The sequence below is a fragment of the Paracoccus alcaliphilus genome, from assembly GCF_028553725.1.
Lineage (GTDB): Bacteria > Pseudomonadota > Alphaproteobacteria > Rhodobacterales > Rhodobacteraceae > Paracoccus > Paracoccus alcaliphilus.
Genome location: NZ_CP067124.1, coordinates 2,094,299 through 2,119,186, shown reverse-complemented (window position 1 = coordinate 2,119,186; position 24,888 = coordinate 2,094,299). Strand labels below are relative to the sequence as shown.

The window sequence follows — 24,888 nt, the reverse complement described above, 5'->3', positions numbered from 1 at the left end:
GACCCCCATCGAGGGGGTCGGCTTTCGCGGGGGCAGAGCCCCCTTCCCCGCCCGCCAATGCCGCGCTACAAGGCCATCATGTTGAAAACTCGCATCATCCCCTGCCTTGATGTCGCCGATGGGCGTGTGGTCAAGGGCGTCAATTTCGTAGATCTCATCGATGCCGGCGACCCGGTCGAGGCCGCCCGCGCCTATGATGCCGCCGGCGCGGATGAGATCTGCTTTCTGGACATCCACGCCACGCATGAAAACCGCGGCACCCTGCATGATCTGGTCACCCGTACGGCGGAACAGTGCTTCGTGCCGCTGACCGTGGGCGGCGGGGTGCGCAGCCATCGGGATGTGCGCGACCTGCTGCTGGCCGGGGCCGACAAGGTCAGCTTCAACTCCGCCGCCGTCGCCAATCCCGATGTCGTGGCAGAGGCCGCTGACCGCTTCGGCAGCCAATGCATCGTCTGCGCCATCGACGCCAAGACCGTCGCGCCCGGAAAATGGGAAATCTTCACCCATGGCGGGCGCAAACCCACCGGCATGGACGCAGTCGAATTCGCCCGGCTGATCGAAGGCAAGGGCGCGGGCGAAATCCTGCTGACCTCGATGGATCGCGATGGCACCCGCGCGGGCTTCAATATTCCGCTGACCCGCGCCATCGCCGACGCAGTGGGCATCCCTGTCATCGCCTCGGGCGGCGTCGGCACGCTGGATCATCTGGTCGAGGGCGTGACCGAAGGCCATGCCAGCGCCGTCCTTGCCGCCTCGATCTTCCATTTCGGCACCTTCACCATCGCCGAGGCCAAAGCCCATATGGCCGCTGCAGGCATCCCCATGAGGTTGACATGACCGCGCTCGAACGCCTTGCCGCCACGATCGAGGCCCGCAGGACCGCCGATCCCGATATCAGCTGGACCGCGAAACTGCTGGCGAAAGGCCCCGAGAAATGCGCCGAGAAATTCGGCGAGGAAGCCATCGAGGCGATCATCGAGGCGGTGAAGGGCGACCGCGAGCGACTGATCTCCGAGGCCGCCGACACACTTTTCCATCTTCTGGTGATGCTGGCGGCCCGGGATCTGACGCTGGCCGATGTCGAACGGGAACTGACCCGGCGTGAAGGGGTCTCGGGCATCGCCGAGAAAGCCTCGCGTGACGACTGAGCCGTGCGCTTAAAAAGCGCAAAGCGACGCGAACCCTTTTCCTTGCCCCCCGCAAGCGGTTATAAGCGCCTGAATCCGCGCCGCAGCAGGTGACGGCGCATCAAGAACATGGCGAATACGGCAGAGGTCAGCATGAGCAACGAATCCGACAATGGCAAGTTTCACGAGGGCGATGTCGCCTTCATCCAGTCCCTTGCGGAGCTGCTGAACGCCAGCAACCTCGCCCAGATCTCGGTCAAGCGCGAGTATGGCGAACATGACCGGCTGACGGTCAGCCTGTCCAAACAGGGCAAGGTCACCACCGTTGCCGCAGCCCCCGCCCCGGTCCCGGCGCCCGCGCCTGCCGCCACCCCCGCCAGCAATGCGCCTGCCGCCGTCACCAACGAGGACCCCGCCTCTCTGCCCGGCGCCGTCACCTCGCCGATGGTCGGCACGATCTATCTGGCACCCGAACCCGGCGCCACGCCCTTCGTCACCATCGGCCAGACCGTGGCCGAAGGCGACACGCTGCTGATCGTCGAGGCGATGAAGACCATGAACCACATCCCCTCGCCCCGTGCGGGCACGGTCAAGCGCGTTCTGGTCGATGACGGAACGCCGGTCGAATTCGGCGCCCCTCTGATGGTCGTCGAGTGAGGGCGCCATGTTCGAAAAAATCCTGATCGCCAACCGTGGCGAGATCGCGCTGCGCGTCATCCGCGCCTGCCGCGAAATGGGCATCGCCTCGGTCGCGGTCCATTCCACCGCCGATGCCGATGCCATGCATGTGCGCATGGCCGACGAATCGGTCTGCATCGGCCCGCCGCCCTCGACCAGCTCCTATCTGTCGATGCCCGGCCTGATCTCGGCCTGCGAGATCACCGGCGCGCAGGCGATCCATCCCGGCTATGGTTTCCTGTCGGAAAACGCCGCCTTCGTGCAGATGCTGGAAGATCACGACATCACCTTCATCGGCCCGCGCGCGGAACATATCCGCATCATGGGCGACAAGATCACCGCCAAGGACACGATGAAGGCGCTGGGGGTGCCGTGCGTTCCCGGCAGCGATGGCGGCGTCGATGATGTAGAAACGGCCAAGCAGGTCGCCCTGGACATCGGCTATCCGGTCATCATCAAGGCCACGGCCGGCGGTGGCGGTCGCGGCATGAAGGTGGCTGCGGACGAGGCCGGGCTGGAGGTCGCCTTCCGCACCGCCCGCGCCGAGGCCAAGGCGGCGTTCGGCAATCCCGATGTCTATATCGAGAAATACCTGCAAAAGCCGCGCCATATCGAGATCCAGATCTTCGGCGACGGCAAGGGCCGCGCCGTCCATCTGGGCGAACGCGACTGTTCGCTGCAACGCCGCCACCAGAAGGTGCTGGAAGAGGCCCCCGGCCCCTCGATCACGCCCGAGGAACGCGACCGCATCGGCAGGATCTGCGCCGATGCCGTGGCCCGGATCGGCTATGCCGGGGCTGGCACGATCGAATTCCTCTATGAGGATGGCGAATTCTATTTCATCGAGATGAACACCCGCTTGCAGGTCGAACATCCGGTGACCGAAGCGATCTTCGATGTCGATCTGGTCCGCCAGCAAATCCTTGTTGCCGCAGGTCAGGACATGGAGTTCCGGCAAGAGGATCTGTCGATCCGCGGCCACGCCATAGAGGTGCGGATCAATGCCGAAAAGGTGCCGGGCTTTACCCCCTGCCCCGGCCGCATCACCCAGTATCACGCGCCGGGCGGTCTTGGCGTGCGGATCGATTCGGCGCTTTACGACGGCTATGCGATCCCGCCCTATTACGACAGCCTGATCGGCAAGCTGATCGTCCACGGTCGCAACCGCGACGAGGCGCTGGCCCGGCTGGACCGCGCCTTGGGGGAACTGATCGTCGATGGTGTCGATACGACCGTGCCGCTGTTCACCGCCCTGCTGCAGGAACCGGACATCCAGACCGGGAATTACTCGATCCACTGGCTGGAGCGCTGGCTGGATCAGAAATTCGGCTGACCGGCCGCGATGCTGACCCCCGCGCAATTGCTCTCCGGCTATGCGCGAGGCGTCTTTCCGATGGCGGAAAGCGCGGATGATCCGCGTCTCTACTGGTTCGATCCACCGCTGCGGGGGGTGCTGCCGATCGACGGGCTGCATGCCTCGCGCTCTTTGCGGCGGGACCTGAGGCGCGGCGGGTGGTCGGCGCATATCGACGGTGATTTCGACATGATCGTCCGGCGCTGCGCGGATCGCGAGGTCACATGGATCAATGACCAGCTGCGCCAGCTTTACCACGATCTGCACCGGTCAGGTCAGGCCCATGCGCTGGAGATCCGCCGCGACGGCGCATTCGCGGGCGGTATTTTCGGCGTAACGCTAGGTCGGGCGTTCTTCGGGGAATCGATGGTTTCAGCCCGCAGCAACGGCTCGAAAATGGCGCTGCTCTGGACCGCCAGCCAGTTGTCGCGCGCGGGCTTTACCCTGTTCGACACGCAATTCCTGACCCCGCATCTGAAACGCATGGGCGGGATCGAGATCCCGCGCCGCATCTATCGCCAGCAATTGCAGACCGCCCTGCGCGGTCAGGCAGATTTTGGCGCCGTCCAACCGCTCGCGGCAGATCAGCTCTGGCAGGAAATCACCCAGATATCGTAGCGCGCATCGTCCAGCGCCGAAAGCGCGGGCGAGGACGCGATCATCCAGCCGCTGAACAGCGTGACATTGCGCGACCTGTCCGAGACGGTCAGCTGCGCAAAAGCGTCAGAACTGGGATCGCCCGCCGGATAGCGGCATTCCCCAAGACGAACCTCCAGCCTGCCGTAGCGCTGCGCCTCGCCCACGGCCAGTTCCAGATCGGTGGTGCGTCCCGACACCTTGTCCAGCCCGCGCAGCAAGGCACCACGCCCCTGCGCCACCTCTTGCGCATCCGCCGGAACCGCCAGCCCCAGAAACGCCGCGCAGATCGCCAGCCGGACCATCATTGCGCCGCATCCCCGGCGCTCGCCTGACTATCGACGAATTTCATCATCAGATGCAGCAGGCTGACAGCCCCCTGAACATCCTCGATCTCATCCCCGGCCGCCAGATTATCGGGACTTCCACCCGGCTGGATCTGGATATAGGCACCGCCCAACAACCCGTCGGACTGGATCAGCGCGGCACTGTCGGCAGGCAGCACGATCCCCTCGGGGATCGTCAGCCGCGCATCGGCCATATAGGTCTCGGGGTTCAGGCTCAATGCGCTGACACGGCCAATCCTCACCCCCGCCAGCCGGACTTCGGTGCCGATCTCGACCCCATCGACATCGGGAAACGAGGCGGTCACCTCATAGCCACCGCGCGGGAACAACTCGCCCCCCCCTGCCCATGCCAGAAAACCGGCAGCCACCGCCAGAACGACAGCGCCGGTGATCGTCTCGGTGCGATGCGCCGCGGCCGTCATCTATTCCGGTTGCCAGGCTTCGTAATCGCGCCGCTGCGCTGGCTGCGCATGATAAAGCGACCCTTCCGGGAAATAGGCCCCCAGGCTGCCGGTCTGGTTGGCCTTATGCGGCTCTTCCCAGGGTTTATGCGGCAACGGCGCCTCGGTCGGCGGCTCCGCCCATGTATGGTGCAGCCAGCCATGCCATTCGGGGCTGACGCGGCTGGCCTCGGATTCGCCGTTGAAGATCACCCAGCGGCGCTTGCCATCCTTACTTTGATAAAAGACGTTGCCCTCGCCATCCTCACCAACCCTGGTGCCGTTGCGCCAGGTCCAGAACTGGGTGTTGATGGTCTGACTGTTCCACCAGGTCAGGGCGCGAAGCAGGGTATTCATGTGCCGGGCCTCATCCTTCTTGTCCAAGCCGAGATATGGCGCAATCCCGCCCCAAGGTCCAGAGCGCGCAACCCGCCGCCCCCACAATCCCAAGGAAAAGGCCGGACAAAACCGGCCCATCTTTGGTGTAAAAATATCCTCGGGGGGAACGCGCGTCAGCGCGTGGGGGGCAAACAGCCCCCTGCAACCGCGCACAACAGCATCACCCCGCCGAGGCCGTCTCTTTCTTCGCATCCGTATGGATCAGCAGCGGTTTTGCCGCCGGGTTCTCGACCGCTTCCTCATTGACGACCACTTCCTCGACGCTGTCCATGCCGGGCAGTTCGAACATGGTGTCCAGAAGGATCTCCTCCATGATCGAGCGCAACCCGCGTGCCCCGGTCTTGCGCTGGATCGCGCGCTTGGCGATGGCGCTCAGCGCGTCCTCGGTAAAGGTCAGTTCGACCCCTTCCAGCTCGAACAGGCGCTGATATTGCTTGACCAGAGCGTTTTTCGGCTTGGTCAGGATGATGATCAGCGCATCCTCGTCCAGATCGGTCAGGGTGGCGATCACCGGCAGACGACCCACGAATTCCGGGATCAGCCCGAATTTCAGCAGGTCCTCGGGTTCCAGCTCCTTGAACAGTTCGCCCACACCACGATCATCGTTTTCCTTGACGCTGGCGCCAAAGCCCATCGCCGTGCCCTTGTTACGCTGCGAGATGATCCGGTCCAGACCCGCAAAGGCGCCGCCACAGATGAACAAGATATTCGTCGTGTCCACCTGCAGGAATTCCTGCTGCGGATGCTTGCGCCCACCCTGAGGCGGCACCGAGGCCACAGTGCCCTCCATGATCTTCAGCAGCGCCTGCTGCACCCCCTCGCCCGACACGTCGCGGGTGATCGAGGGATTGTCCGACTTGCGGGTGATCTTGTCCACCTCGTCGATATAGACAATGCCGCGCTGCGCGCGCTCGACATTGTATTCCGACGCCTGCAACAGCTTCAGGATGATGTTCTCGACATCCTCGCCGACATAGCCGGCCTCGGTCAGCGTGGTCGCGTCGGCCATGGTGAAGGGCACGTCCAGAATCCGCGCCAGCGTCTGCGCCAGCAGCGTTTTGCCGCAGCCGGTGGGGCCGATCAGCAGGATATTCGACTTCGCCAGTTCGATATCGGATTTCGCGCCGTGGTTCAGCCGCTTGTAGTGGTTGTGAACCGCGACAGACAGCACCCGCTTGGCATGCTCCTGCCCGATCACATAATCGTCGAGGACCTGGCAGATCTCTTTTGGCGTCGGCACGCCTTCGCCGGATTTCAGCCCGCTGGACTTGGTTTCCTCGCGGATGATGTCCATGCAGAGTTCGACGCATTCATCGCAGATGAAAACGGTCGGACCCGCGATCAGCTTGCGGACCTCATGCTGGCTCTTGCCGCAAAAGCTGCAATAGAGCGTGTTCTTGCTGTCGCCGCCGGACTGGTTTGCCATCGTCCACTTCCTTCACTGCCGCAACGCGTCGGGCGTCACGGGCGACACGCGGATCAGGGCCGGTGCCGCAACTTCGATCATCCGCCCCGCCCGGCAAGGGACGGAATACGGAAAGCGTCTGGCCATATGTTAGGGATGACGTGCTGCCGTCACAATCCCCAAAGGGCCTATTTCTTTTCAGGGTCTGCCTTGCCCCGGGGTTCCAGAACCTCGTCGATCAGACCCCATTCCTTCGCCTCGTCCGGTGCCATGAAGCGGTCACGCTCCAGCGCCTGCTCCACTTCTTCCAGCGTCCGGCCGGTATGCTTCACATAGATTTCATTCAGCCGGCGCTTCAGTTTCTCGGTCTCGCGCGCATGAATCAGGATATCCGTCGCCTGCCCCTGATACCCGCCCGAGGGCTGGTGCACCATCACCCGGCTGTTGGGCAGCGAATAGCGCAGGCCGGGTTCGCCCGCCGCCAACAGCAACGAGCCCATCGACGCCGCCTGCCCGACCACCAGCGTCGAGACGCGCGGACGGATATACTGCATCGTGTCATAGATCGACAGGCCCGAGGTCACCACACCACCGGGGCTGTTGATATACATGCTGATATCCTTGTTCGGATTCTCGGCCTCGAGGAACAGCAGCTGCGCGCAGATCAGCGTGGACATGCCGTCATGGACCGGGCCGGACACGAAAATGATCCGTTCCTTCAGCAGGCGCGAGAAGATGTCATAGGCCCGTTCCCCGCGCGAGGTCTGTTCGACCACCATCGGAACAAGGGTATTCATGTAGAATTCTGCCGGATCGCTCATCGTCTGTCCTTGCCTGTTCGTCGTCATGCCCGCGATTCGTCCGGGTTTGACCCCTGTCTTAGCCGCGAAAGGTTGACAGAGTCTTAGTAACCGGCAAGGTCCGCCGCAAGGGATGGAACGCAATTCAGCCGGTCATCGCATCGGCAAAAGGCAGGAGAACGCGGTGAAACTGATCGTCGGGCTGGGCAATCCGGGCGCGAAATACGAAGGGAATCGGCATAATATCGGCTTCATGGCGCTGGACCGGATCGCCGCGGATCACGGGCTGGGACCGTGGAAGGCGCGGTTTCAGGGGCTGGTGGCCGAGGGGAGGCTGGGTGGCACCCGCGTCACCTTGCTGAAACCGCAGACCTTCATGAACCTGTCGGGGCAATCCGTGGGCGAGGCGATGCGATACCTCAAGCTGACCCCTGCCGATGTGATCGTGCTGCATGACGAGCTGGACCTTGCCCCCGGCAAGGTGCGCGCCAAACTGGGCGGCGGGCATGCGGGCCATAACGGGCTGCGCTCGATCCACCAACATATCGGGGCGGAATATGGCCGAGTGCGGCTGGGGATCGGTCATCCCGGCCACAAGGACCGGGTCGCGCCTTATGTGCTGTCCGATTTCGCCAAGGCCGAACAGGAGGGGCTGGACGACCTGCTGCGTGGCATCGCCGAAGGCGCGCCGATGCTGGCGGATGGCGACAGCGCGCGTTTCCTCAATGCCGTCGCCACCCGCACCGCGCCCGCCCGCAACAGCGGCACCGCACCCACAGCCAAGCCCAAAAGCCCCGCACCGGCGCCAAAAGCCGCACCCGAAAACGCAGCAGACGCCCCGCAGACGCTGGCCGACCGGTTGCGCGCGCTCAGCCAGCGTTTCCGCTAGGACAACCGTGCAATTGCGGTATCCGTGGCCGCGAGGGGTTGGCGGAACGGCGGGGTCGGGCTAGCCTGAAGGAAAGGAGGGCATGGATGGAGCCATCTCTGAACGTTCTGGGCGGGCCGTTGCAGCCCTGCTCGAATGCGCCGCTGACCGGGTTCTATCGCAACGGCTGCTGCGATACCGGCCCCGAGGATCAGGGCAGCCATACCGTCTGCGTCATCGTCACGGCCGAGTTTCTGGCCATGTCGAAATATCTGGGCAACGACCTGTCAACGCCGCGTCCCGAATATCACTTCGCGGGGCTGCAACCGGGCGACCGCTGGTGCCTTTGCGCCGCGCGGTTTCTTCAGGCCGCGCAGGAATATGCCGCGCCGCAGGTGGTGCTGGATTCCACCCATATCCGGGCGCTTGATGTCATACCGATGGAACTGCTTATAAATCATGCCATTGACCAGAAAACCTGAGATTTTGGTTGCGATCCTCGCGCTGGCCCTGACGCTGACCCCCGCCATTGCGCAAAGCACCCCTCCGCCGATCCGCGACGATGATGCGGCGCGGCTGGACGTATTGAACGAAAGCCTTGGGCAGGCGCTGCGGCAGGCCTTTGCGGGCGGTGAGAAGGGCGAACTGGCGGTGCTGGCGGATGCGCTGCGCGGCACGGCCCTGCCGCTGGACGAGGCGCAGGCCGCGCTGGCGGGCGACTGGAATTGCCGCGTCATCAAACTGGGCCGCAGCCTGCCCATCGTCGCCTATCCCGAATTCCGGTGCCGCGCCGACGGGTCAGCCTTTGAAAAACTGACCGGATCGCAGCGGACCAAGGGCGAGGTCCATGAATATGACGGGCAGTTGATCTATCTTGGCACCGGCTTTGTCGCGGGTGAGGTGCCGGCCGATTATGCCGATCTGCCGCCCGAGACCGATCCGCAATCCACCCCGCAATTCATGCCCGAGGTGGGGCTGGTCGAGATGACATCGCCCCGCGCCGGGCGGATCCTATTTCCCCGCCCGCATCTGGAATCGGAAACCGATCTGCTGGTGCTGACCCGCTGAGGCGCGGGTCAGGGATCACGCCTGAATGTCGAAACCCAGATGGCGGGCGACGGCGAAAATATCCTTGTCGCCGCGTCCGCACATGTTCATCACGATCAGGTGATCAGCGGGCAGATCGGGGGCGATCTTCATCACATGGGCCAGCGCATGGCTGGGTTCCAGCGCGGGAATGATGCCTTCGGTCGCGCAGCACAGTTGGAAGGCGGCCAGCGCCTCGTCATCGGTGATCGCGACATATTCGGCCCGGCCCACATCCTTCAGCCAGGCATGTTCGGGACCGATACCGGGATAATCCAGCCCGGCGCTGATCGAATGACCCTCAAGGATCTGCCCCTCGTCGTCCTGCAACAGATAGGTGCGATTGCCATGCAGCACGCCCGCGCGCCCGCCCGAGAGGCTGGAGCAATGCTCCATCCGTTCGTCCACGCCCTTGCCCCCGGCCTCGACCCCGATGACGCGGACCGAGGTGTCGTCGAGGAAGGGAAAAAACAGCCCCATCGCGTTCGAGCCGCCGCCGATCGCGGCGATGATGGTGTCGGGCAGACGACCCTCGCGCGACAGGATCTGTTCGCGGGCCTCCTTGCCGATGATCGACTGGAAATCGCGCACCATCGCCGGATAGGGATGCGGCCCCGCCACCGTGCCGATGCAATAGAAGGTGTCGCGCACATTGGTCACCCAGTCGCGCAGCGCATCGTTCATCGCATCCTTCAGCGTGCCGCGACCGCTGGTCACCGGCACCACCTCGGCACCCAGCAGGCGCATGCGGAAGACGTTGGGCGCCTGACGCTCGACATCGGTCGCGCCCATATAGACCACGCATTTCAGCCCGAAACGCGCGCAGACCGTCGCCGTCGCCACGCCGTGCTGACCTGCCCCTGTCTCGGCGATGATCCGGGTCTTGCCCATGCGCCGCGCCAGCAGGATCTGGCCCAGCACGTTGTTGATCTTGTGCGCGCCGGTATGGTTCAACTCGTCGCGCTTCATATAGATCTTCGCGCCGCCCAGATGTTCGGTCAGCCGCTCGGCGAAATAGAGCGGCGAGGGGCGACCCACATAATGGGTCCACAAATCGTCCATCTCGGCCCAGAAACCGGCATCGGTCTTGGCGCGCTCGTATTCCGCCTCAAGGTCAAGGATCAGCGGCATCAGTGTCTCGCTGACGAAGCGCCCGCCATAGATGCCGAAACGGCCCTGCTCATCGGGGCCCGTCTTGAAGCTGTTTGCCAGATCATCGGCCATGAAATGCGCCTTCGCTTTGCCTTGGGTCGGGGCGGAATTGCCTACAGGGGCTTCTTATAGCCGATATGCGAGGCGGTAAAGCCAGCCCGGTCATAGAAGCGATGCGCATCCTTGCGCGCCTTGTTGGTGGTGAACTGCAACAGCCTGCAACCCGCAGCCCTTGCGCGGGCTTCGGCATCGGCCATCAGCGCCCGCCCGATACCCTGCCCGCGATGGCTGTCGGCGACGCGAATGCCCTCGATCAGCGCGCGCCGGGTGGCCGAGAGCGACAGGCCGGAAATGACGGTCAACTGATAACAGGCAACGACCTGCCCCCGGTCCTGCCCGACGATCAGCAGGTTGCCGTTCTCGGCCTGCATGGCGTCGAAGGCCGCCAGATAGCTTTCCATCGCCGCCGCCTCGCGCTGGCGGCCCAGCATGTCATCGGCCAGCATCGCAACGACGAAGGGCACATCGGCCCGGGTGGCGTCGCGGAAACTGACCGCCATGTCACGAGGCCCCGGCGACGAAAGCGCGGATCAGATCCGCATCCTTGACGCCCGGCGCGGATTCCACGCCTGAACTGACATCGACGCCGGGCGCGCCGGTCAGGCGGATCGCCTCGGCCACGTTGTCCGGGGTCAGCCCTCCGGCCAGCAGCCAGGGCCGCAGCCATTTGCGCCCGACCAGCAGCCGCCAGTCGAAGGCCAGCCCGTTGCCGCCCGGCAGCACGGCATCCTTGGGCGCCTTCGCATCGACCAGCAGCATGTCGGCGACCAGCCCGTAATCGGTCAGCGCGGGCAGATCCCCGGCACTGGCGATGCCGACGGCCTTCATCACCGGCAGGCCGAAACGCGCCTTGACCTCGGCCACGCGATCGGGGCTTTCCTGACCGTGCAACTGGATCACGTCCAGCGGCGCCTCGGCCAGTGTGGCCTCCAGCAGCGCATCAACGGGATCGACAAACAGGCCCACGCGGGCGACGCCCACCGGAACCTCGGCCCCCAATGCGGCGGCCTCGGCCGGGCTGACGGCGCGGGGCGATTTCGGAAAGAAGACAAAGCCGACATAGCGCGCGCCGGCGCCCACGGCTGCCGCCACATGCTGCGCGGATCGCAAGCCGCAGATCTTGACCTGCGCCATGACCTAGCGCGGCGCGGGCAGCGAGGGCGCCCCGCTGTCGCGGGCGGTTTTCGGCTGATCGAGGATCGCCAGAACCTCATCGCGCGGATTGGCATGGCGGTCGCGCAGATGGTTGACCTCCTGCTCCAGCCGCTGCACCTCGCCCGAGCGGCGGCGCGCCTCGCGGCGGATATGGGCCTCGCGCAGATATTCCCAGATCAGGCCCGCCAGCATCCCCAGCGCGAAGGCCAGAAAGATGACCAGAAACAGCGGCAGAGAAATCGCCCATTGCCCGCCAAGATATTGCCCGAGATTCGCCGGAAAGGCGTTCAGCGTGACGATATCGCGATTCGCCAGCGCGACGGCGATCAGGATGATGGCCAGCAGGACGACGAAAGACAGGCGGATCAGGCGCATGGGGGACCCCTCAGGATATTCGCGGCGGGCCGATGTGGCCGACACAGGCTGGCCACATCTAGCGCGGTCAGGCCTCGCCGTTCAACCGGTCTCGCAGCAATTTGCCGGTCTTGAAGAAGGGCACATGCTTTTCCTCGACCTCGACGGATTCGCCGGTCCGGGGATTGCGTCCGGTGCGAGCGTCGCGCTTCTTAACCGAAAAGGCCCCGAAGCCGCGCAGTTCGACCCGGTCGCCCCGGGCCATCGCATCAATGATTTCCTCGAAAACGGTGTTCACGATCCGCTCGATGTCTCGGCGGAACAGATGCGGGTTTTCCTCGCTGATCTTCTGGATCAGTTCTGAACGGATCATCGCATTCCCCTTATGCTGCGATCGTTGAATGCCCGGTGAATGGCGCGCCATGTGGCACCGTCTTTCCCCGAGTCGTCAAGGCCAAACGCCGAAACAACGTTTTGGTTTCATAGCGATGCCAGCTTTGCCACGACCACGCAAGGGATGATGACGGGACCGGCGGGGTCCGGCCATGAAAAACCCCGCCTCGGGCATGGGCCAGAGACGGGGCATGTTCAGCGAACCCGCAGATCAGCTGTTGCGGTTCAGCGCAGCGCCAAGGATGTCACCCAGCGAGGCACCCGAATCCGAGCTGCCATACTGGTCAATGGCTTCTTTTTCCTCGGCAATCTCGCGTGCCTTGATCGACAGACCCAGACGGCGGGTCTTGGTGTCGATATTGGTGACGCGGGCATCGACCTTGTCGCCGACCTGGAAACGCTCGGGGCGCTGGTCCTGACGGTCACGGGCCAGATCGCTGCGGCGGATGAACGACTTGACGCCGTTATATTCCACCTCGACGCCGCCATCCTCGATCGCGGTCACCTCGACGGTGACGATCGAGCCGCGCTTCACGCCGTCAACGGCCTCGGCCATATGCTCGTTTTCCAGGGCCTTGATCGACAGGCTGATGCGTTCTTTCTCGATATCGACATCCTGCACGACCGCCTTGACGACATCGCCCTTGCGGAAGTCCTGAATGGCGTCTTCGCCACGCGCATCCCAGCTGATGTCCGACAGGTGAACCATGCCGTCGATATCGCCGTCCAGACCGATGAACAGACCGAATTCGGTGATGTTCTTGACCTCGCCCTCGATGACGGTGCCGCTCGGATGGGTTTCGGCAAAGACTTCCCACGGGTTGCGCATGGTCTGTTTCAGACCCAGCGACACGCGGCGCTTGGCTTCGTCGATTTCCAGCACCATCACCTCAACCTCTTGCGAGGTCGAGACGATCTTGCCCGGATGGACGTTCTTCTTGGTCCAGCTCATTTCCGAAACGTGGACCAGACCCTCGACACCGGCTTCCAGCTCGACGAAGGCGCCGTAATCGGTGATGTTGGTCACGCGGCCCTGATGGACCGAGCTGATCGGGAACTTGTCGGACACGGTATCCCACGGATCGGCCTGAAGCTGCTTCATGCCCAGGCTGATGCGGTGGCTGTCCTTGTTGATCTTGATGACCTGAACCTTGACGGTCTCGCCGATCGACAGGATTTCCGACGGGTGGTTGACGCGGCGCCATGCCATGTCGGTGACGTGCAGCAACCCGTCAACACCACCCAGATCGACGAAGGCGCCGTATTCGGTGATGTTCTTGACGACGCCGTCCACGGTCTGGCCTTCGGTCAGGTTGGCGATGACCTCGGCGCGCTGTTCGGCGCGGCTTTCTTCCAGAATGGCGCGGCGCGACACGACGATATTGCCGCGGCGGCGATCCATTTTCAGGATCTGGAAGGGCTGCTTCAGACCCATCAGCGGGCCGGCATCACGCACGGGACGGACATCGACCTGGCTACCGGGCAGGAAGGCGACGGCGCCGCCCAGATCAACGGTGAAGCCACCCTTGACGCGACCGAAGATGGCGCCTTCGACGCGGTCTTCATCGGCATAGGCTTTTTCCAGACGGTCCCAGGCCTCTTCGCGGCGGGCTTTCTCGCGCGAGATCGAGGCTTCGCCACGGGCGTTCTCGACGCGGTCCAGATAGACCTCGACCTCATCGCCGACGGCCAGCTGGGCTTCTTCGCCGGGATTAGCGAATTCCTTCAGATCGACGCGGCCTTCCATCTTGTAGCCGACGTCGATGATGGCCTGTCCCGCCTCGATGGCGATGACCCGGCCTTTGACAACGCTGCCCTCATCGGGGGTGTCGATTTCGAAGCTTTCGTTCAGGAGGGCTTCGAATTCCTCCATCGTCGCTTTAGCGCACATACGGTATCGGTTTCCTTTTCAACGATTTGTCTGGCCATGCGGTTGGCTCCGCCGGTCTTTATGCTGTCTTTCGGCAACGACAAAGGGTCGCGGCGTGACGCCCGACCCGTATGCAAGCGGTCTGTTATGACCATATCGCCCAAAGACTGGCCGCCATATAGCCCCTTGCCGCCCGACAATCAACCGTTTGTTGCACAGCACAGGGATATCCCCAGCCGGAAATATCGCTTGCGCGGAAAGGCGCCGCCGCGATAGGTTCGACAGGAAACATCGCCCAAAGCGGGCACGTCCAAGTGATGAGGAACCCATGCTTCGCCCTGCCCTTTGCGCCGTTGCGCTGTCGCTGACCGCCCTGCCCGCGCTGGCTGACAATGTGACCGTGTTCGCCGCCGCCTCGCTGAAGAACGCGCTGGATGAATTCGCCGCCGATTTCTCCGGGGAAACCGGGCATGAGGTGACGATTTCCTATGCCGGATCGAACGCGCTGGCCAAGCAGATCGTCGAGGGCGCGCCCGCCGACATCTTCATCTCGGCCAATGTCGAATGGGTGGACGAGGTCGAAACCGCCGGTCTGGTTGACGTTCGCAACGATCTGCTGGGCAACAAGCTGGTGCTGATCGGTCACGGTCAGGGGGCCGAGCCGGTCGCGCTGTCCGCCGAGACCCCGCTGGCCGATCTGCTGGGCGGGGAAAAGCTGGCAATGGCGCTGATCGATTCCGTGCCTGCCGGTCAATATGGCAAGGCCGCGCTGGAAAACCTCGGCCTGTGGGACAGCGTTCAGGCCGATGTCGCGCAATCCGACAATGTCCGCGCCGCGCTGGCGCTGGTCGCAACCGGAGAGGCGCCCTTCGGCATCGTCTATGCCACCGATGCCGCCGCCGAGGACAACGTCACCATCGTCGGTGAATTTCCCGCCGACAGCTATCCCGAGATCATCTATCCCGCCGCGCTGCTGACCAATGCCGAGGACGAGGCCGACCGCGCCTTCTATGACGCCTTGTCGGGCGAGGCCGCGGATGAGATCTTTGCCCGGCATGGATTCTCGGTGACGGATTGATCTTGACGGGCTGGATTTGACGGACTGGCTGACCCCCGAGGCGTGGCAGGCGGTGCGGTTGTCGCTCAGGGTTTCGCTCTGGGCGGTGGCAGCCAGCCTGCCATTGGGTATCCTCATCGCCTATGCGCTGGCGCGCTGGCGGTTTCCGGGGCACGGGCTGCTGAACGGGCTGGTGCATCTGCCGCTGGTGCTGCCGCCGGTCGTCACCGGCTATCTGCTGCTGCTGACCTTCGGGCGGCGCGGCACGGTGGGGCAGTTCCTTGACCAGTGGTTCGGCATCGTCTTTGCCTTTCGCTGGACCGGCGCGGCGCTGGCTGCCGCAATCATGGCCTTCCCGCTGATGGTCCGCGCCATCCGGCTGGCGATAGAGGCGGTGGACCCGAAGCTTGAACAGGCGGCCTCGACCCTTGGCGCATCGCGCATCTGGGTGTTCCTGACCGTGACCCTGCCGCTGATCCTGCCCGGCATCATCGCCGGCGCTATCCTGGCCTTCGCCAAGGCCATCGGCGAATTCGGCGCCACCATCACCTTCGTATCGAACATTCCCGGCCAGACGCAGACCCTGCCCTCGGCCATCTATGCTTTCCTTCAGGTGCCGGGTGGCGAAGGCCCCGCCGCGCGGCTGGTCGTGATCGCGATCATCATCGCCATGAGCGCGCTGTTCCTGTCGGAATGGGTGTCGCGCGTCATCGCCCGACGGATCAGGGGCGAATGATGCCTGCGAAATTGTCGGTCGCCATCCGCCACCAGTTCCCCGGCTTTACGCTGGATGCCGCCTTTGACGCACCTGCGGGCCTGACCGCGCTGTTTGGGCAGTCGGGTTCGGGCAAGACCACCATCGTCAATGCCGTCGCCGGGCTGATGCGCCCGCAGCAGGGCCGGATCGAGGCCGACGGGCTGATCCTGTCCGACAGCCGCAGCGGGCGGTTCCTGCCGCCGCATCGGCGCGGCGTCGGCTATGTCTTTCAGGAGGCACGGCTGTTTCCGCATCTGACGGTGCGGCAGAACCTGCTGTATGGGCGCTGGTTTTCGGGGCGCGACGGGGCTGATCTGTCGCGCATCGTCGATCTGCTGGGCATCGGCCATCTGCTGAAACGCCGCCCCGCCGCCCTGTCCGGGGGCGAGCGTCAGCGCGTCGCCATCGGTCGCGCGATCCTGTCGAACCCGCGCTTTCTGCTGATGGACGAGCCGCTGGCGGCGCTGGACGATTCCCGCAAGGCCGAGATCCTGCCCTATCTGGAACGCCTGCGCGACGAGGCCGGGCTGCCGATCCTCTATGTCAGCCATTCCGCGCCCGAGGTCGCGCGGCTGGCCACGACTATCGTTCTGATCGGCGACGGACGGGTGGTCGCGGCCGGACCCGCAGCCCGGATCCTGTCCGATCCTGCCACCGCCCCGGCGCTTGGCGTGGCCGAGGCCGGGGCGATCCTGCCCGCCCGTGTCGAGGCGCTGGAGCCCGACGGGCTGATGCGGCTGACCTGCGCCGCCGGGCCGGTCTGGCTGTCCGCGCAAGAGGGGCTGGTGCCGGGCACGTCCCTGCGGCTGCGGATTCTGGCGCGGGACGTGATGCTGGCGCGGCACCGGCCCGAACAGGTCTCGGCGCTGAACATCCTGCCGGTGACGGTGCGTGACATGGCCCCCGATGGCGACAGCGGCATGCTGGTGCGGCTGGATGCGGGGGCCGAGGCGCTGCTGGCCCGGATCACCCGCCGCTCGGTTCAGGGACTTGACTTGCAGCCGGGTCAGCCGGTCTTTGCGGTGCTCAAGGCGGTGTCGGTCGCGCCCGGTTCGGTCGGCAAGGGTTCGGTTTCCTGATCGGGATCGTGGCCCCCCGGATGCCAGCGCCCCGAAACGCGCGAGAAATGCAGATATTCGGGCGGCAGAAAGCCGGGATGGTCCATCGGCGCCACATGACGCTCGATGGTCAGTTCCGGGCCGCGAATGTCCAGCACGCAGAATTCGTTGCGCATGTCGCCGGGCCGGGCGCACAGCGCGGTGCCCGCCTGTATTTGCAAGACGCGCCCGCCCGCCACCGGGTCCAGCAAGGCCCCCGCCGACCAGACATGCAGATGGCCGCTGAGAACGATCTGCGCCCCGACTGATTCCAGCATCTCCAGCGTCAGCGCCGCCCGCCGTGCAAGGTTCTTGTCCACGCCGGGGCGGTGCTGCAAGGGGTGATGCAGCGCGACGATATTCGTCAGATCGGGGTTGATCCGCGCCATCGCCGCCGCCACCTGCCCCCGCCGCAACACACCGCGCTGGATGGCGAAGGGATCGGCGCTGTTCAGCGCCAGCACCTGCACATTTCCCGACCGCCACGAAGGCGCAAGCTGGTCCGAGATCGTCTGCCGGAACCGCGCCCAGGGCCGCAGCAGCCGCAGCAGCGGATTGAACAGCGGCACATCATGGTTGCCCGGCATGGCGATCCAGTCGGTCTCTATCCCCTTCAGGAACTGCGCCGCGCGGGCATATTGCGCGGGCTTGGCGCGATGGGTCACATCGCCGGTGACCACCACCAGATCGGCGCGGACATCATTGACGCGATGCAGCAAGTCGTCGGTCAGGGCGCGACGGTGAAAGCCAAAATGCAGGTCCGAGAGGTGCAGGATGCGGGTCATTCGGCACCTTCGGTCTTGCTTTGCCCGTCGGCGGGCAGCAGCACGCGCAGCGCGTCATGCAGCACCTTCAGCCGGAAAGGCGCCTGCATCCGGGTCTTTTCGCCATCATGGGCAACCAGTTGCGTGCGCTTTCTGGTGTCTATGGTCAGCTCATCGGTGACGATCAGGTCGAAATCGCTGTCCTTCGCGCTGCGCCCTACCGCCAGCCGCAAGGCCGAGCGCATCAGCGGCATCGGCCGTTTCGCCTTGGCGATCAGCACCGCGAACCGGCCGCCGCGAATGGCATCTGCCCCGTCCAGCCCGAACACATCCAGCTGATAGGCGCTTTTGGCCACAAAGATCAGCGCGGTGCTGAAATGCTGTTCTTCTCCATCGACGCGGGCGGTGATCTGCATTGGGCGGCGCAAGCGACGCAGGGCGACCAGCACCGACCAATAGGCCGCGATCCGCGACCGGCCCCAGCGGCGATAGATGCCCTCCCGGGTCTTCAGAATGTGGGGATAGGCGCCGAAACTGACATTGTTGAGGAAGATCAGATCGTTGATCCAGCCCAGATCGACAGGCCGCGCCACGCTGTCGCGGATCGTGTCCAGCGCGTCCTCCAGCGTTTCGCCCACACCCAGATCACGGGCGAAATAGTTGAAGGTCCCGCCCGGCAGCACCGCCATGACTGCATCCGTCCCGGCCAGCGCGCCCGCCACCGCCGATTGTGTGCCGTCCCCGCCCGCCGCGATCACCAGATCGAAACCGTCGCTGACCGCGCTGCGCGCCAGCCCGGCCAGATCCCCGCCGTTTTCCGTCACCCGCCATTCCAGCCCGGCCAGATGCGGGCTGAGGGCGTCGGTCACCGTCTGGCGAAAGACCGCGTCGTCCTTGCTGCCCGAGCTGTGGTTGAAGATGACGCAGGCACGGGTCCGCGAAAGGTCGAAGGGCTTGTCCTGCTGCATGTTGTCCTGTCCCGATCATGTGCGACGGCTTGCATGTTTGACCGTCCGGTCAGGACAACCCGCAGGGGGCAGACAAGGTTTCCGCCGCCCCGCCCTTTGCTGCGGATATTGTTACAGCTGCGCGGCGGCGGCGGTGACGGTGGGGTTCAGCCCCTCGCCGCCTGCCGCGACATAGTCCTTGAGCTGGTCGCGCATCGCCGGCGCCCAGAAATCGCGCAGATGACCCGCCACCCGTTCGGTGGCCTGATCGCCGGGCTGGGTGTTGAAGAATGTGGCGATCTGGTTCGCCATCATCACCATTTTCTCAGGCGACATCACTTACCTCATGTTTCAGGCGTTGGGGATGAGAGAACAGATCAAAGCCCTGCCCCCGCGCAAAAGCGGCCAAAGTCAGCCCTGCACCCTGCGCCAGACGCAGCGCATGGGCGGTGGGGGCCGATACGGCGATGATGATACCGGCGCCGGCCATGGCGCATTTCTGCACCATCTCGACCGAGACGCGGCTGGTCAGCACGAAGGCGCCGCGGGCGGCATCGATGCCCTGACGGTTCATCGCCCCGATCAGCTTGTCCAGTGCATTGTGGCGCCCGACATCCTCGCGCGTCAGAACGATGCCCTGACCGGGCAGCATGAAACCCGTGGCATGGACGGCCCGCGTCAGATCATGCATCGGCTGCCAGCCGCGCAGATCCTCGGTCGCGGACATGACCTGCGCTTCGGACAGGATGGGACCGATGCCGGTCAGGTCGGGCAGCACGCGGATGGCCTGATCCAGACTGTCGATGCCGCACAACCCGCACCCCACCGGCCCGGCCAGCGTCCGGCGACGCGCGGCCAAAGCCTCGCCCCGGTCCTCGGCCAGCCACATGCGGGCCTCGACGCCCTTGTCATGGGCCACGACCTCGATCTCGGCGATCTGGGCCGGATCGGTGACGATGCCCTCGGTCAGGGAAAACCCCAGCGCGAAATCCTCGATATCGCTGGGGCTGGCCATCATCACCGCATGGGTGGTGCCGTCATAGACCATCGCCACCGGCGTTTCCTCAGGCAGCGAGCGGGTCACCTGAACGCGACTGCCCGTTCGGACGGACAGCGCGTCAGCAGTCTGGGTCGGCGTCGGCAGGGTCAAGGATCACTCCGCTGCTGGCAGGATCCGGCGGGACCTTTCGGCATGTTCGCTGTAACGCTCCTGCCATTCGGAAGGCCCGTTCGAGGGGCTGACCTGCACCGCCGTCACCTTGAATTCAGGGCAGTTCGTCGCCCAGTCCGAGAAATCGGTGGTGACGACATTAGCCTGAGTCGTCGGGTGGTGGAAGGTCGTATAGACCACCCCGGTCGAGACCCGGTCGGTCAGTTTCGCCCGCAGCGTGGTGTCCCCTGCACGAGAGGCCAGCCGCACCCAGTCGCCATCATTGATGCCGCGAACCTCGGCGTCGTGGGGATGGATCTCCAGCACGTCCTCTTCATGCCACATGCTGTTCGCGGTGCGCCGGGTCTGCGCGCCGACGTTGTATTGCGACAGGATCCGCCCGGTGGTCAGCAGCAGCGGGAAGCGCGGGCCGGACCGTTCGTCGGTGGCGACATATTCGGTGACGATCAGCCGCCCCTTGCCCGACACGAAATGATCCACATGCATCGTCGGCGTGCCCTCGGGCGCGTCCTCGTTGCAGGGCCACTGGACCGAGCCGACCTCTTCCAGCACCTCATAGCTGACACCGGCGAAGCTGGGCGTGGTCGCGGCGATTTCCTCCATGATCTGCTGGGGATGGGTATAGGTCCAGTTCGCCCCCAACGCATTGGCCAGAAGCTGGGTCACTTCCCAGTCCTCATAGCCGTTCTTCGGCGCCATCACCTTGCGCACGCGGTTGATGCGGCGCTCGGCATTGGTGAAGGTGCCGTCCTTTTCAAGGAAGCTGGAGCCCGGCAGGAATACATGGGCATAGTTCGCCGTCTCGTTCAGGAACAGGTCATGGACGATGACGCATTCCATTGCCGCCAGACCGGCCGCGACGTGATGGGTGTCGGGATCCGATTGCAGGATATCCTCGCCCTGACAGTACAGACCCTTGAAGGTGCCCGCGACCGCCGCATCCAGCATATTGGGGATGCGCAGGCCCGGTTCGGGGTCGATCTCGACGCCCCATGCCTTCTCATAGATCTCGCGTACTTCGGGCAGTTTCACATGGCGGTAACCCGGCAGTTCATGCGGGAAGGACCCCATGTCGCAGGAACCCTGCACGTTGTTCTGGCCGCGCAGCGGGTTCACGCCCACGCCCTCGCGCCCGATATTGCCGGTCAGCATCGCAAGGTTCGCGATCCCCATCACGGTGGTCGAACCCTGACTGTGTTCGGTCACGCCCAGCCCGTAATAGATCGCGCCATTGCCGCCCGTCGCATAGAGCCGCGCGGCAGCGCGCAGATCGGCGGCGGGAATGCCGGTCAGCATCTCGGTCGCTTCGGGGCTGTGGCGCGGCTGGCTGGCGAATTCGGCATAGTGCAGATATTCGTCCCAGTCGCAGCGTTCGCGGATGAACGCCTCGTCCACCAGCCCTTCGGTCACGATCACATGTGCCATGGCGGTGACCACCGCAACGTTGGTGCCGGGTTTCAGCGGCAGGTGATGGGCGGCCTCGATATGGGCCGAGCGCACCATGTCGATGCGGCGCGGATCGACCACGATCACCTTGGCCCCCTGCCGCACCCGCTTTTTCATGTGGCTGGCAAAGACCGGATGCGCGTCGGTCGGGTTCGCGCCGATGATCATGATGACATCGGCCTGCGCGACGCTGTCGAAATCCTGCGTCCCGGCCGAGGTGCCGAAGGCCTGACCCAGCCCGTAACCCGTGGGCGAATGGCAGACCCGTGCGCAGGTATCGGTGTTGTTGTTCATGAACACCGCCCGCGTCAGCTTCTGCACCAGATAGGATTCCTCATTGGTGCAGCGCGACGAGGTGATGACACCGACCGAGTTGCGGCCATATTTCTGCTGGATGCCGCGTAGCCTGTCGGCGGTGAAGGCCAGCGCCTCGTCCCACTCGACCTCGCGCCACGGCTGGTCGATGCTCTCGCGGATCATCGGCTTCAGGATGCGTTCCTTGTGGCTGGCATAGCCATAGGCAAAACGGCCCTTGATGCAGCTGTGGCCCCGGTTCGCCTTGCCGTGCTTGTAAGGCACCATGCGCACCAGTTCGTCGCCGTTCAGCTCGGCCTTGAAGCTGCAACCCACGCCGCAATAGGCGCATGTCGTGATGATCGAGCGTTCCGGCGTGCCCAGTTCGATCACCGATTTTTCCTGCAAGGTCGCGGTCGGACAGGCCTGCACGCAGGCGCCGCAGCTGACGCAATCCGAGGTCAGGAAGTCATCGCCCGCCGCACCGGCGCTGACGCGGCTGTCGAAACCGCGGCCCTCGATGGTCAGCGCGAAGGTGCCCTGAACCTCTTCGCAAGCGCGCACGCAGCGCGAACAGACGATACATTTCGCCGGGTCATAGGTGAAATAGGGGTTGCTTTCGTCCTTGGGGACATAGAGCGCATTGATATCGGCGCCCTCGCGGGTGGCAAAGTGGTTTGCCAGCGCCCCGCCTTCGGGCGCCTTGTAGCGCACATCGCGCAGACCCACCGCGCCCGCCATGTCCTGCAATTCGCAATCGCCATTGGCGGCGCAGGTCAGGCAGTCCAGCGGGTGGTCGCTGATATACAGCTCCATCACGCCCTTGCGCATCCGGCGCAGCTTGTCGGACTGGGTGTGGACGACCATGCCCTCGGCCACCGGCGTCGTGCACGAGGCCGGCGTGCCGCGACGGCCCTCGATTTCCACCACGCACAGGCGGCAGGAACCGAACGCCTCCATATTGTCGCTGGCGCAGAGTTTCGGGACCATGATCCCGGCCTCGGCGGCGGCGCGCATGACGGATGTGCCCTCGGGCACGGTGATCTCGAACCCGTCCACGGTCATGGTGACCGGCGCGCCCATGCGGGCGGGGGTGCCCATGTCGCGTTCGTCGCGCCAGTCAACACTGGGCGGGAATTGGGGGATGATGAAGTCTTTCATTCGGCTGCCTCCCGATAGGTGGCGAAATCGTCAGGGAAATGGGTCAGTGCGGACATGACCGGAAACGGCGTGAAGCCGCCAAGCGCGCAAAGCGAGCCATCCTTCATCGTCTCGCACAGGTCGGTCAGCAACTCGGTCGCGCCGCTGTCGCCCTGGGCGATACGGTCGATGGTTTCGACCCCGCGCACGGCACCGATCCGGCAGGGCGTACATTTGCCGCAGCTCTCGACGGCGCAGAACTCCATCGCAAAACGGGCCATCTGCAACATATCGGTACTGTCGTCAAAGACGACAAGCCCGGCATGGCCGATCAGCCCGCCATTCTGGTCGAATTCCTCGTATCCCACGGGCGTGTCGAACTTGCTGACCGGCATATAGGCGCCCAGGGGGCCACCCACCTGCACCGCCTTGACCGGACGGCCCGAGGCGGTGCCGCCGCCGACATCGTTCACGACCTCTCCCAGCGTCATGCCGAAGGCGGTCTCGAACAGCCCGCCCCGTTTCACATTACCGGCAATCTGCAAGGTTGCCGTGCCACGCGACCGGCCGACACCGAAATCGGCGTAATGCTGCGCGCCCTTCTCGAAGATCACCGGCACGGTGGCCAGCGAAATCACGTTGTTGACCACGGTCGGACGGCCCAGAAAACCCTCCAGCGCGGGCAGAGGCGGCTTGGCCCGGACCACGCCGCGCTTGCCTTCAAGGCTGTTCAGCAGGCTGGTTTCCTCGCCGCAGACATAGGCCCCGGCACCGGTCCGGACCTCCATGTCATAGGCGCGGCCCGATCCCAGCACATCCGGCCCCAGCACGCCGCGTTCGCGGGCAATGAGGATCGCGGCCTTCAGCACCCGGATCGCATCGGGATATTCCGACCGCAGATAGACATAACCGCGCGTCGCGCCGACACCCAGACCGGCGATCGCCATGCCCTCGATCAGCGTGAAGGGATCGCCCTCCATGATCATGCGGTCGGCGAATGTGCCGCTGTCGCCCTCATCGGCGTTGCAGACGATGTATTTCTGCGGCGCCTCGGCCTCCATCACCGTCTTCCACTTGATTCCTGTGGGAAAACCCGCGCCGCCGCGTCCGCGCAGCCCCGAGGCGGTGACCTCGGCCACGATCTCTGGCGGGGTCATGCCGATGGCGCGGCGCAGACCGGCCAGCCCGCCATGCGCCTGATAATCGTCCAGATCCAGCGGGTCGATGATGCCGCAGCGGGCAAAGGTCAGCCGCGTCTGGCGGGCGAAATACGGGATCTCCTCGACCGGGCCGAGGCTGTCCAGCTTGCCATCCAGCAGCGCCGGAACGTCATCCGCCGAGACCGGGCCATACCCGATGCGCCGCCCGTCCTGCTCGATCTCGACCAGCGGTTCCAGCCAGACCATGCCGCGGGTGCCGTTGCGGATCAGATCGACCGCTATGCCACGCGCCGCGGCCTCGCGGGTGACGGCATCGGCCACCTCGTCGGCGCCAAGCGCCTTTGCGGCGCTGTCCATCGGGACCCAGATTTTCAGTGTATCGCTCATGCGCCCACCTCTTGCAGCAGGCGGTCCATGCGCGCGTCATCGACGCGGCCGACGACCTTGTCATCCAGCATCGCGGCAGGTGCGCAGGCGCACATGCCCAGACAATAGACGGGTTCCACCGTAACGCGCCCGTCGGGCGTGGTGCCATGCCAGTTGATGCCCAGCTTGCGCAGGGTCTCGGCGGCCAGCGCATTCGCCCCCATCGACTGACAGGCCTCGGCCCGGCAGATCTTCAGGACATGGCGCCCTGCGGAATGGTCACGGAAATCGTGATAGAAGCTGACAACTCCGTGAATTTCCGCCCGCGACAGGTTCAGCAATTCTGCAAGAACCGGAACGGCGGCGGCTGGAATATGCCCATAACTGTCCTGCAACGCGTGCAGCATGGGCAAAAGCGGCCCCTCGAGCGCGGTAAATCCGGCGACGATCTCGCGAATCTCCTCCTCGGACGGGGCTGGCATGTTGGTAAGCATGGCTGGCCTTTCGTCTTCCTCGCAGACAGAAGACAGCTTCCATGATGGGAAATCAATATCGAATTTCC

29 protein-coding genes are annotated in these 24,888 nt (G+C 64.7%); 11 read left to right on the top strand and 18 right to left on the bottom strand.

Features of this window, described 5'->3' with window-relative positions:
* The first annotated feature begins 78 nt into the window (after positions 1 to 78).
* The 5 genes from hisF to aat all read left to right on the top strand — a co-directional run bounded on the left by hisF (position 79) and on the right by aat (position 3,780).
* Positions 79 to 840 carry an imidazole glycerol phosphate synthase subunit HisF gene (hisF, locus tag JHW40_RS10830; protein ID WP_090610214.1) on the top strand — a complete coding sequence of 254 codons (762 nt, stop codon included), beginning with the start codon at positions 79 to 81 and terminating at the stop codon, positions 838 to 840.
* Entirely contained in the window at positions 837 to 1,151 is a 315-nt protein-coding gene (locus JHW40_RS10825) for a phosphoribosyl-ATP diphosphatase (RefSeq protein ID WP_090610051.1), read from the top strand. The genes hisF and JHW40_RS10825 overlap by 4 nt, the downstream gene beginning before the upstream one ends.
* 132 nt (positions 1,152 to 1,283) lie before the next feature.
* Positions 1,284 to 1,787 (top strand): acetyl-CoA carboxylase biotin carboxyl carrier protein, encoded by a 504-nt coding sequence (gene accB, locus JHW40_RS10820; RefSeq protein WP_090610215.1) that lies wholly within the window; start codon positions 1,284 to 1,286, stop codon positions 1,785 to 1,787.
* A gap of 7 nt (positions 1,788 to 1,794) precedes the next feature.
* The gene (gene accC, locus JHW40_RS10815; RefSeq protein WP_090610052.1) at positions 1,795 to 3,141 is read left to right on the top strand and encodes an acetyl-CoA carboxylase biotin carboxylase subunit; all 1,347 of its coding nucleotides are present in this window, start codon (positions 1,795 to 1,797) and stop codon (positions 3,139 to 3,141) included.
* Positions 3,142 to 3,150: 9 nt separating this feature from the next.
* A complete protein-coding gene (gene aat / locus JHW40_RS10810) occupies positions 3,151 to 3,780 on the top strand; it encodes a leucyl/phenylalanyl-tRNA--protein transferase (protein WP_090610053.1) in 630 nt (209 codons plus the stop codon).
* Here aat and JHW40_RS10805 read toward each other — a convergent pair.
* The 5 genes from JHW40_RS10805 to JHW40_RS10785 form a co-directional block, all read right to left on the bottom strand.
* Positions 3,747 to 4,106, bottom strand: coding sequence for a DUF2155 domain-containing protein (locus JHW40_RS10805; RefSeq protein ID WP_336390092.1), 360 nt, complete (start codon positions 4,104 to 4,106; stop codon positions 3,747 to 3,749). The genes aat and JHW40_RS10805 overlap by 34 nt on opposite strands.
* The gene (mlaD, locus tag JHW40_RS10800) at positions 4,103 to 4,567 is read right to left on the bottom strand and encodes an outer membrane lipid asymmetry maintenance protein MlaD (RefSeq protein ID WP_090610054.1); all 465 of its coding nucleotides are present in this window, start codon (positions 4,565 to 4,567) and stop codon (positions 4,103 to 4,105) included. The genes JHW40_RS10805 and mlaD overlap by 4 nt, the downstream gene beginning before the upstream one ends.
* Complete coding sequence (locus JHW40_RS10795; protein ID WP_090610055.1) at positions 4,568 to 4,942, bottom strand: NADH:ubiquinone oxidoreductase subunit NDUFA12; 375 nt, start codon at positions 4,940 to 4,942, stop codon at positions 4,568 to 4,570.
* A gap of 202 nt (positions 4,943 to 5,144) precedes the next feature.
* Positions 5,145 to 6,410: an ATP-dependent Clp protease ATP-binding subunit ClpX gene (gene clpX, locus JHW40_RS10790; RefSeq protein WP_090610056.1), complete on the bottom strand. Its 1,266-nt coding sequence runs from the start codon at positions 6,408 to 6,410 to the stop codon at positions 5,145 to 5,147.
* Between the two features lie 167 nt (positions 6,411 to 6,577).
* A complete protein-coding gene (locus JHW40_RS10785) occupies positions 6,578 to 7,210 on the bottom strand; it encodes an ATP-dependent Clp protease proteolytic subunit (protein ID WP_090610057.1) in 633 nt (210 codons plus the stop codon).
* Between the two features lie 163 nt (positions 7,211 to 7,373).
* On the opposite strand from JHW40_RS10785, the gene pth reads away from it, so the two are divergent.
* The 3 genes from pth (at position 7,374) to JHW40_RS10770 (ending at position 9,125) form a co-directional block, all read left to right on the top strand.
* On the top strand, positions 7,374 to 8,078 hold the full coding sequence (gene pth, locus JHW40_RS10780) for an aminoacyl-tRNA hydrolase (RefSeq protein ID WP_090610217.1): 705 nt from the start codon (positions 7,374 to 7,376) through the stop codon (positions 8,076 to 8,078).
* An 86-nt stretch (positions 8,079 to 8,164) separates the two neighbouring features.
* On the top strand, positions 8,165 to 8,539 hold the full coding sequence (locus JHW40_RS10775) for a DUF2237 family protein (protein WP_090610058.1): 375 nt from the start codon (positions 8,165 to 8,167) through the stop codon (positions 8,537 to 8,539).
* Entirely contained in the window at positions 8,523 to 9,125 is a 603-nt protein-coding gene (locus tag JHW40_RS10770) for a DUF4893 domain-containing protein (RefSeq protein ID WP_170851684.1), read from the top strand. Before JHW40_RS10775 ends, JHW40_RS10770 begins: the two co-directional genes overlap by 17 nt.
* Positions 9,126 to 9,140: 15 nt before the next feature.
* Here JHW40_RS10770 and trpB read toward each other — a convergent pair whose 3' ends face one another.
* From trpB to rpsA, 6 genes are all read right to left on the bottom strand, one after another.
* Positions 9,141 to 10,367 carry a tryptophan synthase subunit beta gene (trpB, locus tag JHW40_RS10765; RefSeq protein ID WP_090610060.1) on the bottom strand — a complete coding sequence of 409 codons (1,227 nt, stop codon included), beginning with the start codon at positions 10,365 to 10,367 and terminating at the stop codon, positions 9,141 to 9,143.
* Positions 10,368 to 10,408: 41 nt separating this feature from the next.
* A complete protein-coding gene (locus tag JHW40_RS10760) occupies positions 10,409 to 10,855 on the bottom strand; it encodes a GNAT family N-acetyltransferase (protein ID WP_090610061.1) in 447 nt (148 codons plus the stop codon).
* Between the two features lies 1 nt (position 10,856).
* Positions 10,857 to 11,489, bottom strand: a complete 633-nt coding sequence (locus JHW40_RS10755; protein WP_090610062.1) for a phosphoribosylanthranilate isomerase — start codon at positions 11,487 to 11,489, stop codon at positions 10,857 to 10,859.
* A 3-nt stretch (positions 11,490 to 11,492) separates the two neighbouring features.
* Positions 11,493 to 11,885 carry a LapA family protein gene (locus JHW40_RS10750; protein WP_090610063.1) on the bottom strand — a complete coding sequence of 131 codons (393 nt, stop codon included), beginning with the start codon at positions 11,883 to 11,885 and terminating at the stop codon, positions 11,493 to 11,495.
* Between the two features lie 67 nt (positions 11,886 to 11,952).
* Positions 11,953 to 12,237 (bottom strand): integration host factor subunit beta, encoded by a 285-nt coding sequence (gene ihfB, locus JHW40_RS10745; protein WP_090610218.1) that lies wholly within the window; start codon positions 12,235 to 12,237, stop codon positions 11,953 to 11,955.
* Between the two features lie 231 nt (positions 12,238 to 12,468).
* Positions 12,469 to 14,148 carry a 30S ribosomal protein S1 gene (gene rpsA, locus JHW40_RS10740; RefSeq protein WP_090610064.1) on the bottom strand — a complete coding sequence of 560 codons (1,680 nt, stop codon included), beginning with the start codon at positions 14,146 to 14,148 and terminating at the stop codon, positions 12,469 to 12,471.
* A 307-nt stretch (positions 14,149 to 14,455) separates the two neighbouring features.
* On the opposite strand from rpsA, the gene modA reads away from it, so the two are divergent.
* The 3 genes from modA to modC are packed head-to-tail and all read left to right on the top strand — an operon-like array spanning position 14,456 to position 17,020.
* Positions 14,456 to 15,205 (top strand): molybdate ABC transporter substrate-binding protein, encoded by a 750-nt coding sequence (gene modA, locus JHW40_RS10735; RefSeq protein ID WP_090610065.1) that lies wholly within the window; start codon positions 14,456 to 14,458, stop codon positions 15,203 to 15,205.
* A 16-nt stretch (positions 15,206 to 15,221) separates the two neighbouring features.
* Entirely contained in the window at positions 15,222 to 15,920 is a 699-nt protein-coding gene (gene modB, locus JHW40_RS10730) for a molybdate ABC transporter permease subunit (protein WP_090610066.1), read from the top strand.
* A complete protein-coding gene (modC, locus tag JHW40_RS10725; RefSeq protein ID WP_090610219.1) occupies positions 15,920 to 17,020 on the top strand; it encodes a molybdenum ABC transporter ATP-binding protein in 1,101 nt (366 codons plus the stop codon). Before modB ends, modC begins: the two co-directional genes overlap by 1 nt.
* Here modC and JHW40_RS10720 read toward each other — a convergent pair.
* From JHW40_RS10720 to JHW40_RS10690, 7 genes are all read right to left on the bottom strand, one after another.
* Positions 16,948 to 17,823 carry a metallophosphoesterase family protein gene (locus tag JHW40_RS10720; RefSeq protein WP_090610067.1) on the bottom strand — a complete coding sequence of 292 codons (876 nt, stop codon included), beginning with the start codon at positions 17,821 to 17,823 and terminating at the stop codon, positions 16,948 to 16,950. The two genes, modC and JHW40_RS10720, sit on opposite strands and share 73 nt — an antisense overlap.
* Positions 17,820 to 18,770: a diacylglycerol/lipid kinase family protein gene (locus JHW40_RS10715; protein WP_090610068.1), complete on the bottom strand. Its 951-nt coding sequence runs from the start codon at positions 18,768 to 18,770 to the stop codon at positions 17,820 to 17,822. Before JHW40_RS10715 ends, JHW40_RS10720 begins: the two co-directional genes overlap by 4 nt.
* A gap of 111 nt (positions 18,771 to 18,881) precedes the next feature.
* Positions 18,882 to 19,085, bottom strand: coding sequence for a formate dehydrogenase subunit delta (locus tag JHW40_RS10710; protein WP_090610069.1), 204 nt, complete (start codon positions 19,083 to 19,085; stop codon positions 18,882 to 18,884).
* Positions 19,075 to 19,899 carry a formate dehydrogenase accessory sulfurtransferase FdhD gene (gene fdhD, locus JHW40_RS10705; protein ID WP_419182438.1) on the bottom strand — a complete coding sequence of 275 codons (825 nt, stop codon included), beginning with the start codon at positions 19,897 to 19,899 and terminating at the stop codon, positions 19,075 to 19,077. Before fdhD ends, JHW40_RS10710 begins: the two co-directional genes overlap by 11 nt.
* 3 nt (positions 19,900 to 19,902) lie before the next feature.
* A complete protein-coding gene (gene fdhF, locus JHW40_RS10700) occupies positions 19,903 to 22,821 on the bottom strand; it encodes a formate dehydrogenase subunit alpha (RefSeq protein ID WP_090610070.1) in 2,919 nt (972 codons plus the stop codon).
* The gene (locus JHW40_RS10695) at positions 22,818 to 24,335 is read right to left on the bottom strand and encodes a formate dehydrogenase beta subunit (RefSeq protein ID WP_090610221.1); all 1,518 of its coding nucleotides are present in this window, start codon (positions 24,333 to 24,335) and stop codon (positions 22,818 to 22,820) included. Before JHW40_RS10695 ends, fdhF begins: the two co-directional genes overlap by 4 nt.
* A gap of 8 nt (positions 24,336 to 24,343) precedes the next feature.
* Positions 24,344 to 24,820 (bottom strand): formate dehydrogenase subunit gamma, encoded by a 477-nt coding sequence (locus JHW40_RS10690; protein WP_244519062.1) that lies wholly within the window; start codon positions 24,818 to 24,820, stop codon positions 24,344 to 24,346.
* Positions 24,821 to 24,888: the final 68 nt, after the last annotated feature.

Bases quoted from the DNA above. Each gene is read 5' to 3' on its own strand.
- JHW40_RS10785 (WP_090610057.1), bottom strand. From the start codon at position 7,210: ATGAGCGATCCGGCAGAATTCTACATGAATACCCTTGTTCCGATGGTG.
- rpsA (WP_090610064.1), bottom strand. From the start codon at position 14,148: ATGTGCGCTAAAGCGACGATGGAGGAATTCGAAGCCCTCCTGAACGAA.
- JHW40_RS10715 (WP_090610068.1), bottom strand. From the start codon at position 18,770: ATGCAGCAGGACAAGCCCTTCGACCTTTCGCGGACCCGTGCCTGCGTC.
- JHW40_RS10825 (WP_090610051.1), top strand. From the start codon at position 837: ATGACCGCGCTCGAACGCCTTGCCGCCACGATCGAGGCCCGCAGGACC.
- JHW40_RS10750 (WP_090610063.1), bottom strand. From the start codon at position 11,885: ATGCGCCTGATCCGCCTGTCTTTCGTCGTCCTGCTGGCCATCATCCTG.
- clpX (WP_090610056.1), bottom strand. From the start codon at position 6,410: ATGGCAAACCAGTCCGGCGGCGACAGCAAGAACACGCTCTATTGCAGC.
- ihfB (WP_090610218.1), bottom strand. From the start codon at position 12,237: ATGATCCGTTCAGAACTGATCCAGAAGATCAGCGAGGAAAACCCGCAT.
- accB (WP_090610215.1), top strand. From the start codon at position 1,284: ATGAGCAACGAATCCGACAATGGCAAGTTTCACGAGGGCGATGTCGCC.
- accC (WP_090610052.1), top strand. From the start codon at position 1,795: ATGTTCGAAAAAATCCTGATCGCCAACCGTGGCGAGATCGCGCTGCGC.
- mlaD (WP_090610054.1), bottom strand. From the start codon at position 4,567: ATGACGGCCGCGGCGCATCGCACCGAGACGATCACCGGCGCTGTCGTT.
- hisF (WP_090610214.1), top strand. From the start codon at position 79: ATGTTGAAAACTCGCATCATCCCCTGCCTTGATGTCGCCGATGGGCGT.
- modA (WP_090610065.1), top strand. From the start codon at position 14,456: ATGCTTCGCCCTGCCCTTTGCGCCGTTGCGCTGTCGCTGACCGCCCTG.
- JHW40_RS10710 (WP_090610069.1), bottom strand. From the start codon at position 19,085: ATGTCGCCTGAGAAAATGGTGATGATGGCGAACCAGATCGCCACATTC.
- JHW40_RS10805 (WP_336390092.1), bottom strand. From the start codon at position 4,106: ATGATGGTCCGGCTGGCGATCTGCGCGGCGTTTCTGGGGCTGGCGGTT.
- JHW40_RS10795 (WP_090610055.1), bottom strand. From the start codon at position 4,942: ATGAATACCCTGCTTCGCGCCCTGACCTGGTGGAACAGTCAGACCATC.
- JHW40_RS10690 (WP_244519062.1), bottom strand. From the start codon at position 24,820: ATGCTTACCAACATGCCAGCCCCGTCCGAGGAGGAGATTCGCGAGATC.
- JHW40_RS10775 (WP_090610058.1), top strand. From the start codon at position 8,165: ATGGAGCCATCTCTGAACGTTCTGGGCGGGCCGTTGCAGCCCTGCTCG.
- JHW40_RS10720 (WP_090610067.1), bottom strand. From the start codon at position 17,823: ATGACCCGCATCCTGCACCTCTCGGACCTGCATTTTGGCTTTCACCGT.
- trpB (WP_090610060.1), bottom strand. From the start codon at position 10,367: ATGGCCGATGATCTGGCAAACAGCTTCAAGACGGGCCCCGATGAGCAG.
- modC (WP_090610219.1), top strand. From the start codon at position 15,920: ATGCCTGCGAAATTGTCGGTCGCCATCCGCCACCAGTTCCCCGGCTTT.
- JHW40_RS10755 (WP_090610062.1), bottom strand. From the start codon at position 11,489: ATGGCGCAGGTCAAGATCTGCGGCTTGCGATCCGCGCAGCATGTGGCG.
- fdhF (WP_090610070.1), bottom strand. From the start codon at position 22,821: ATGAAAGACTTCATCATCCCCCAATTCCCGCCCAGTGTTGACTGGCGC.
- JHW40_RS10760 (WP_090610061.1), bottom strand. From the start codon at position 10,855: ATGGCGGTCAGTTTCCGCGACGCCACCCGGGCCGATGTGCCCTTCGTC.
- aat (WP_090610053.1), top strand. From the start codon at position 3,151: ATGCTGACCCCCGCGCAATTGCTCTCCGGCTATGCGCGAGGCGTCTTT.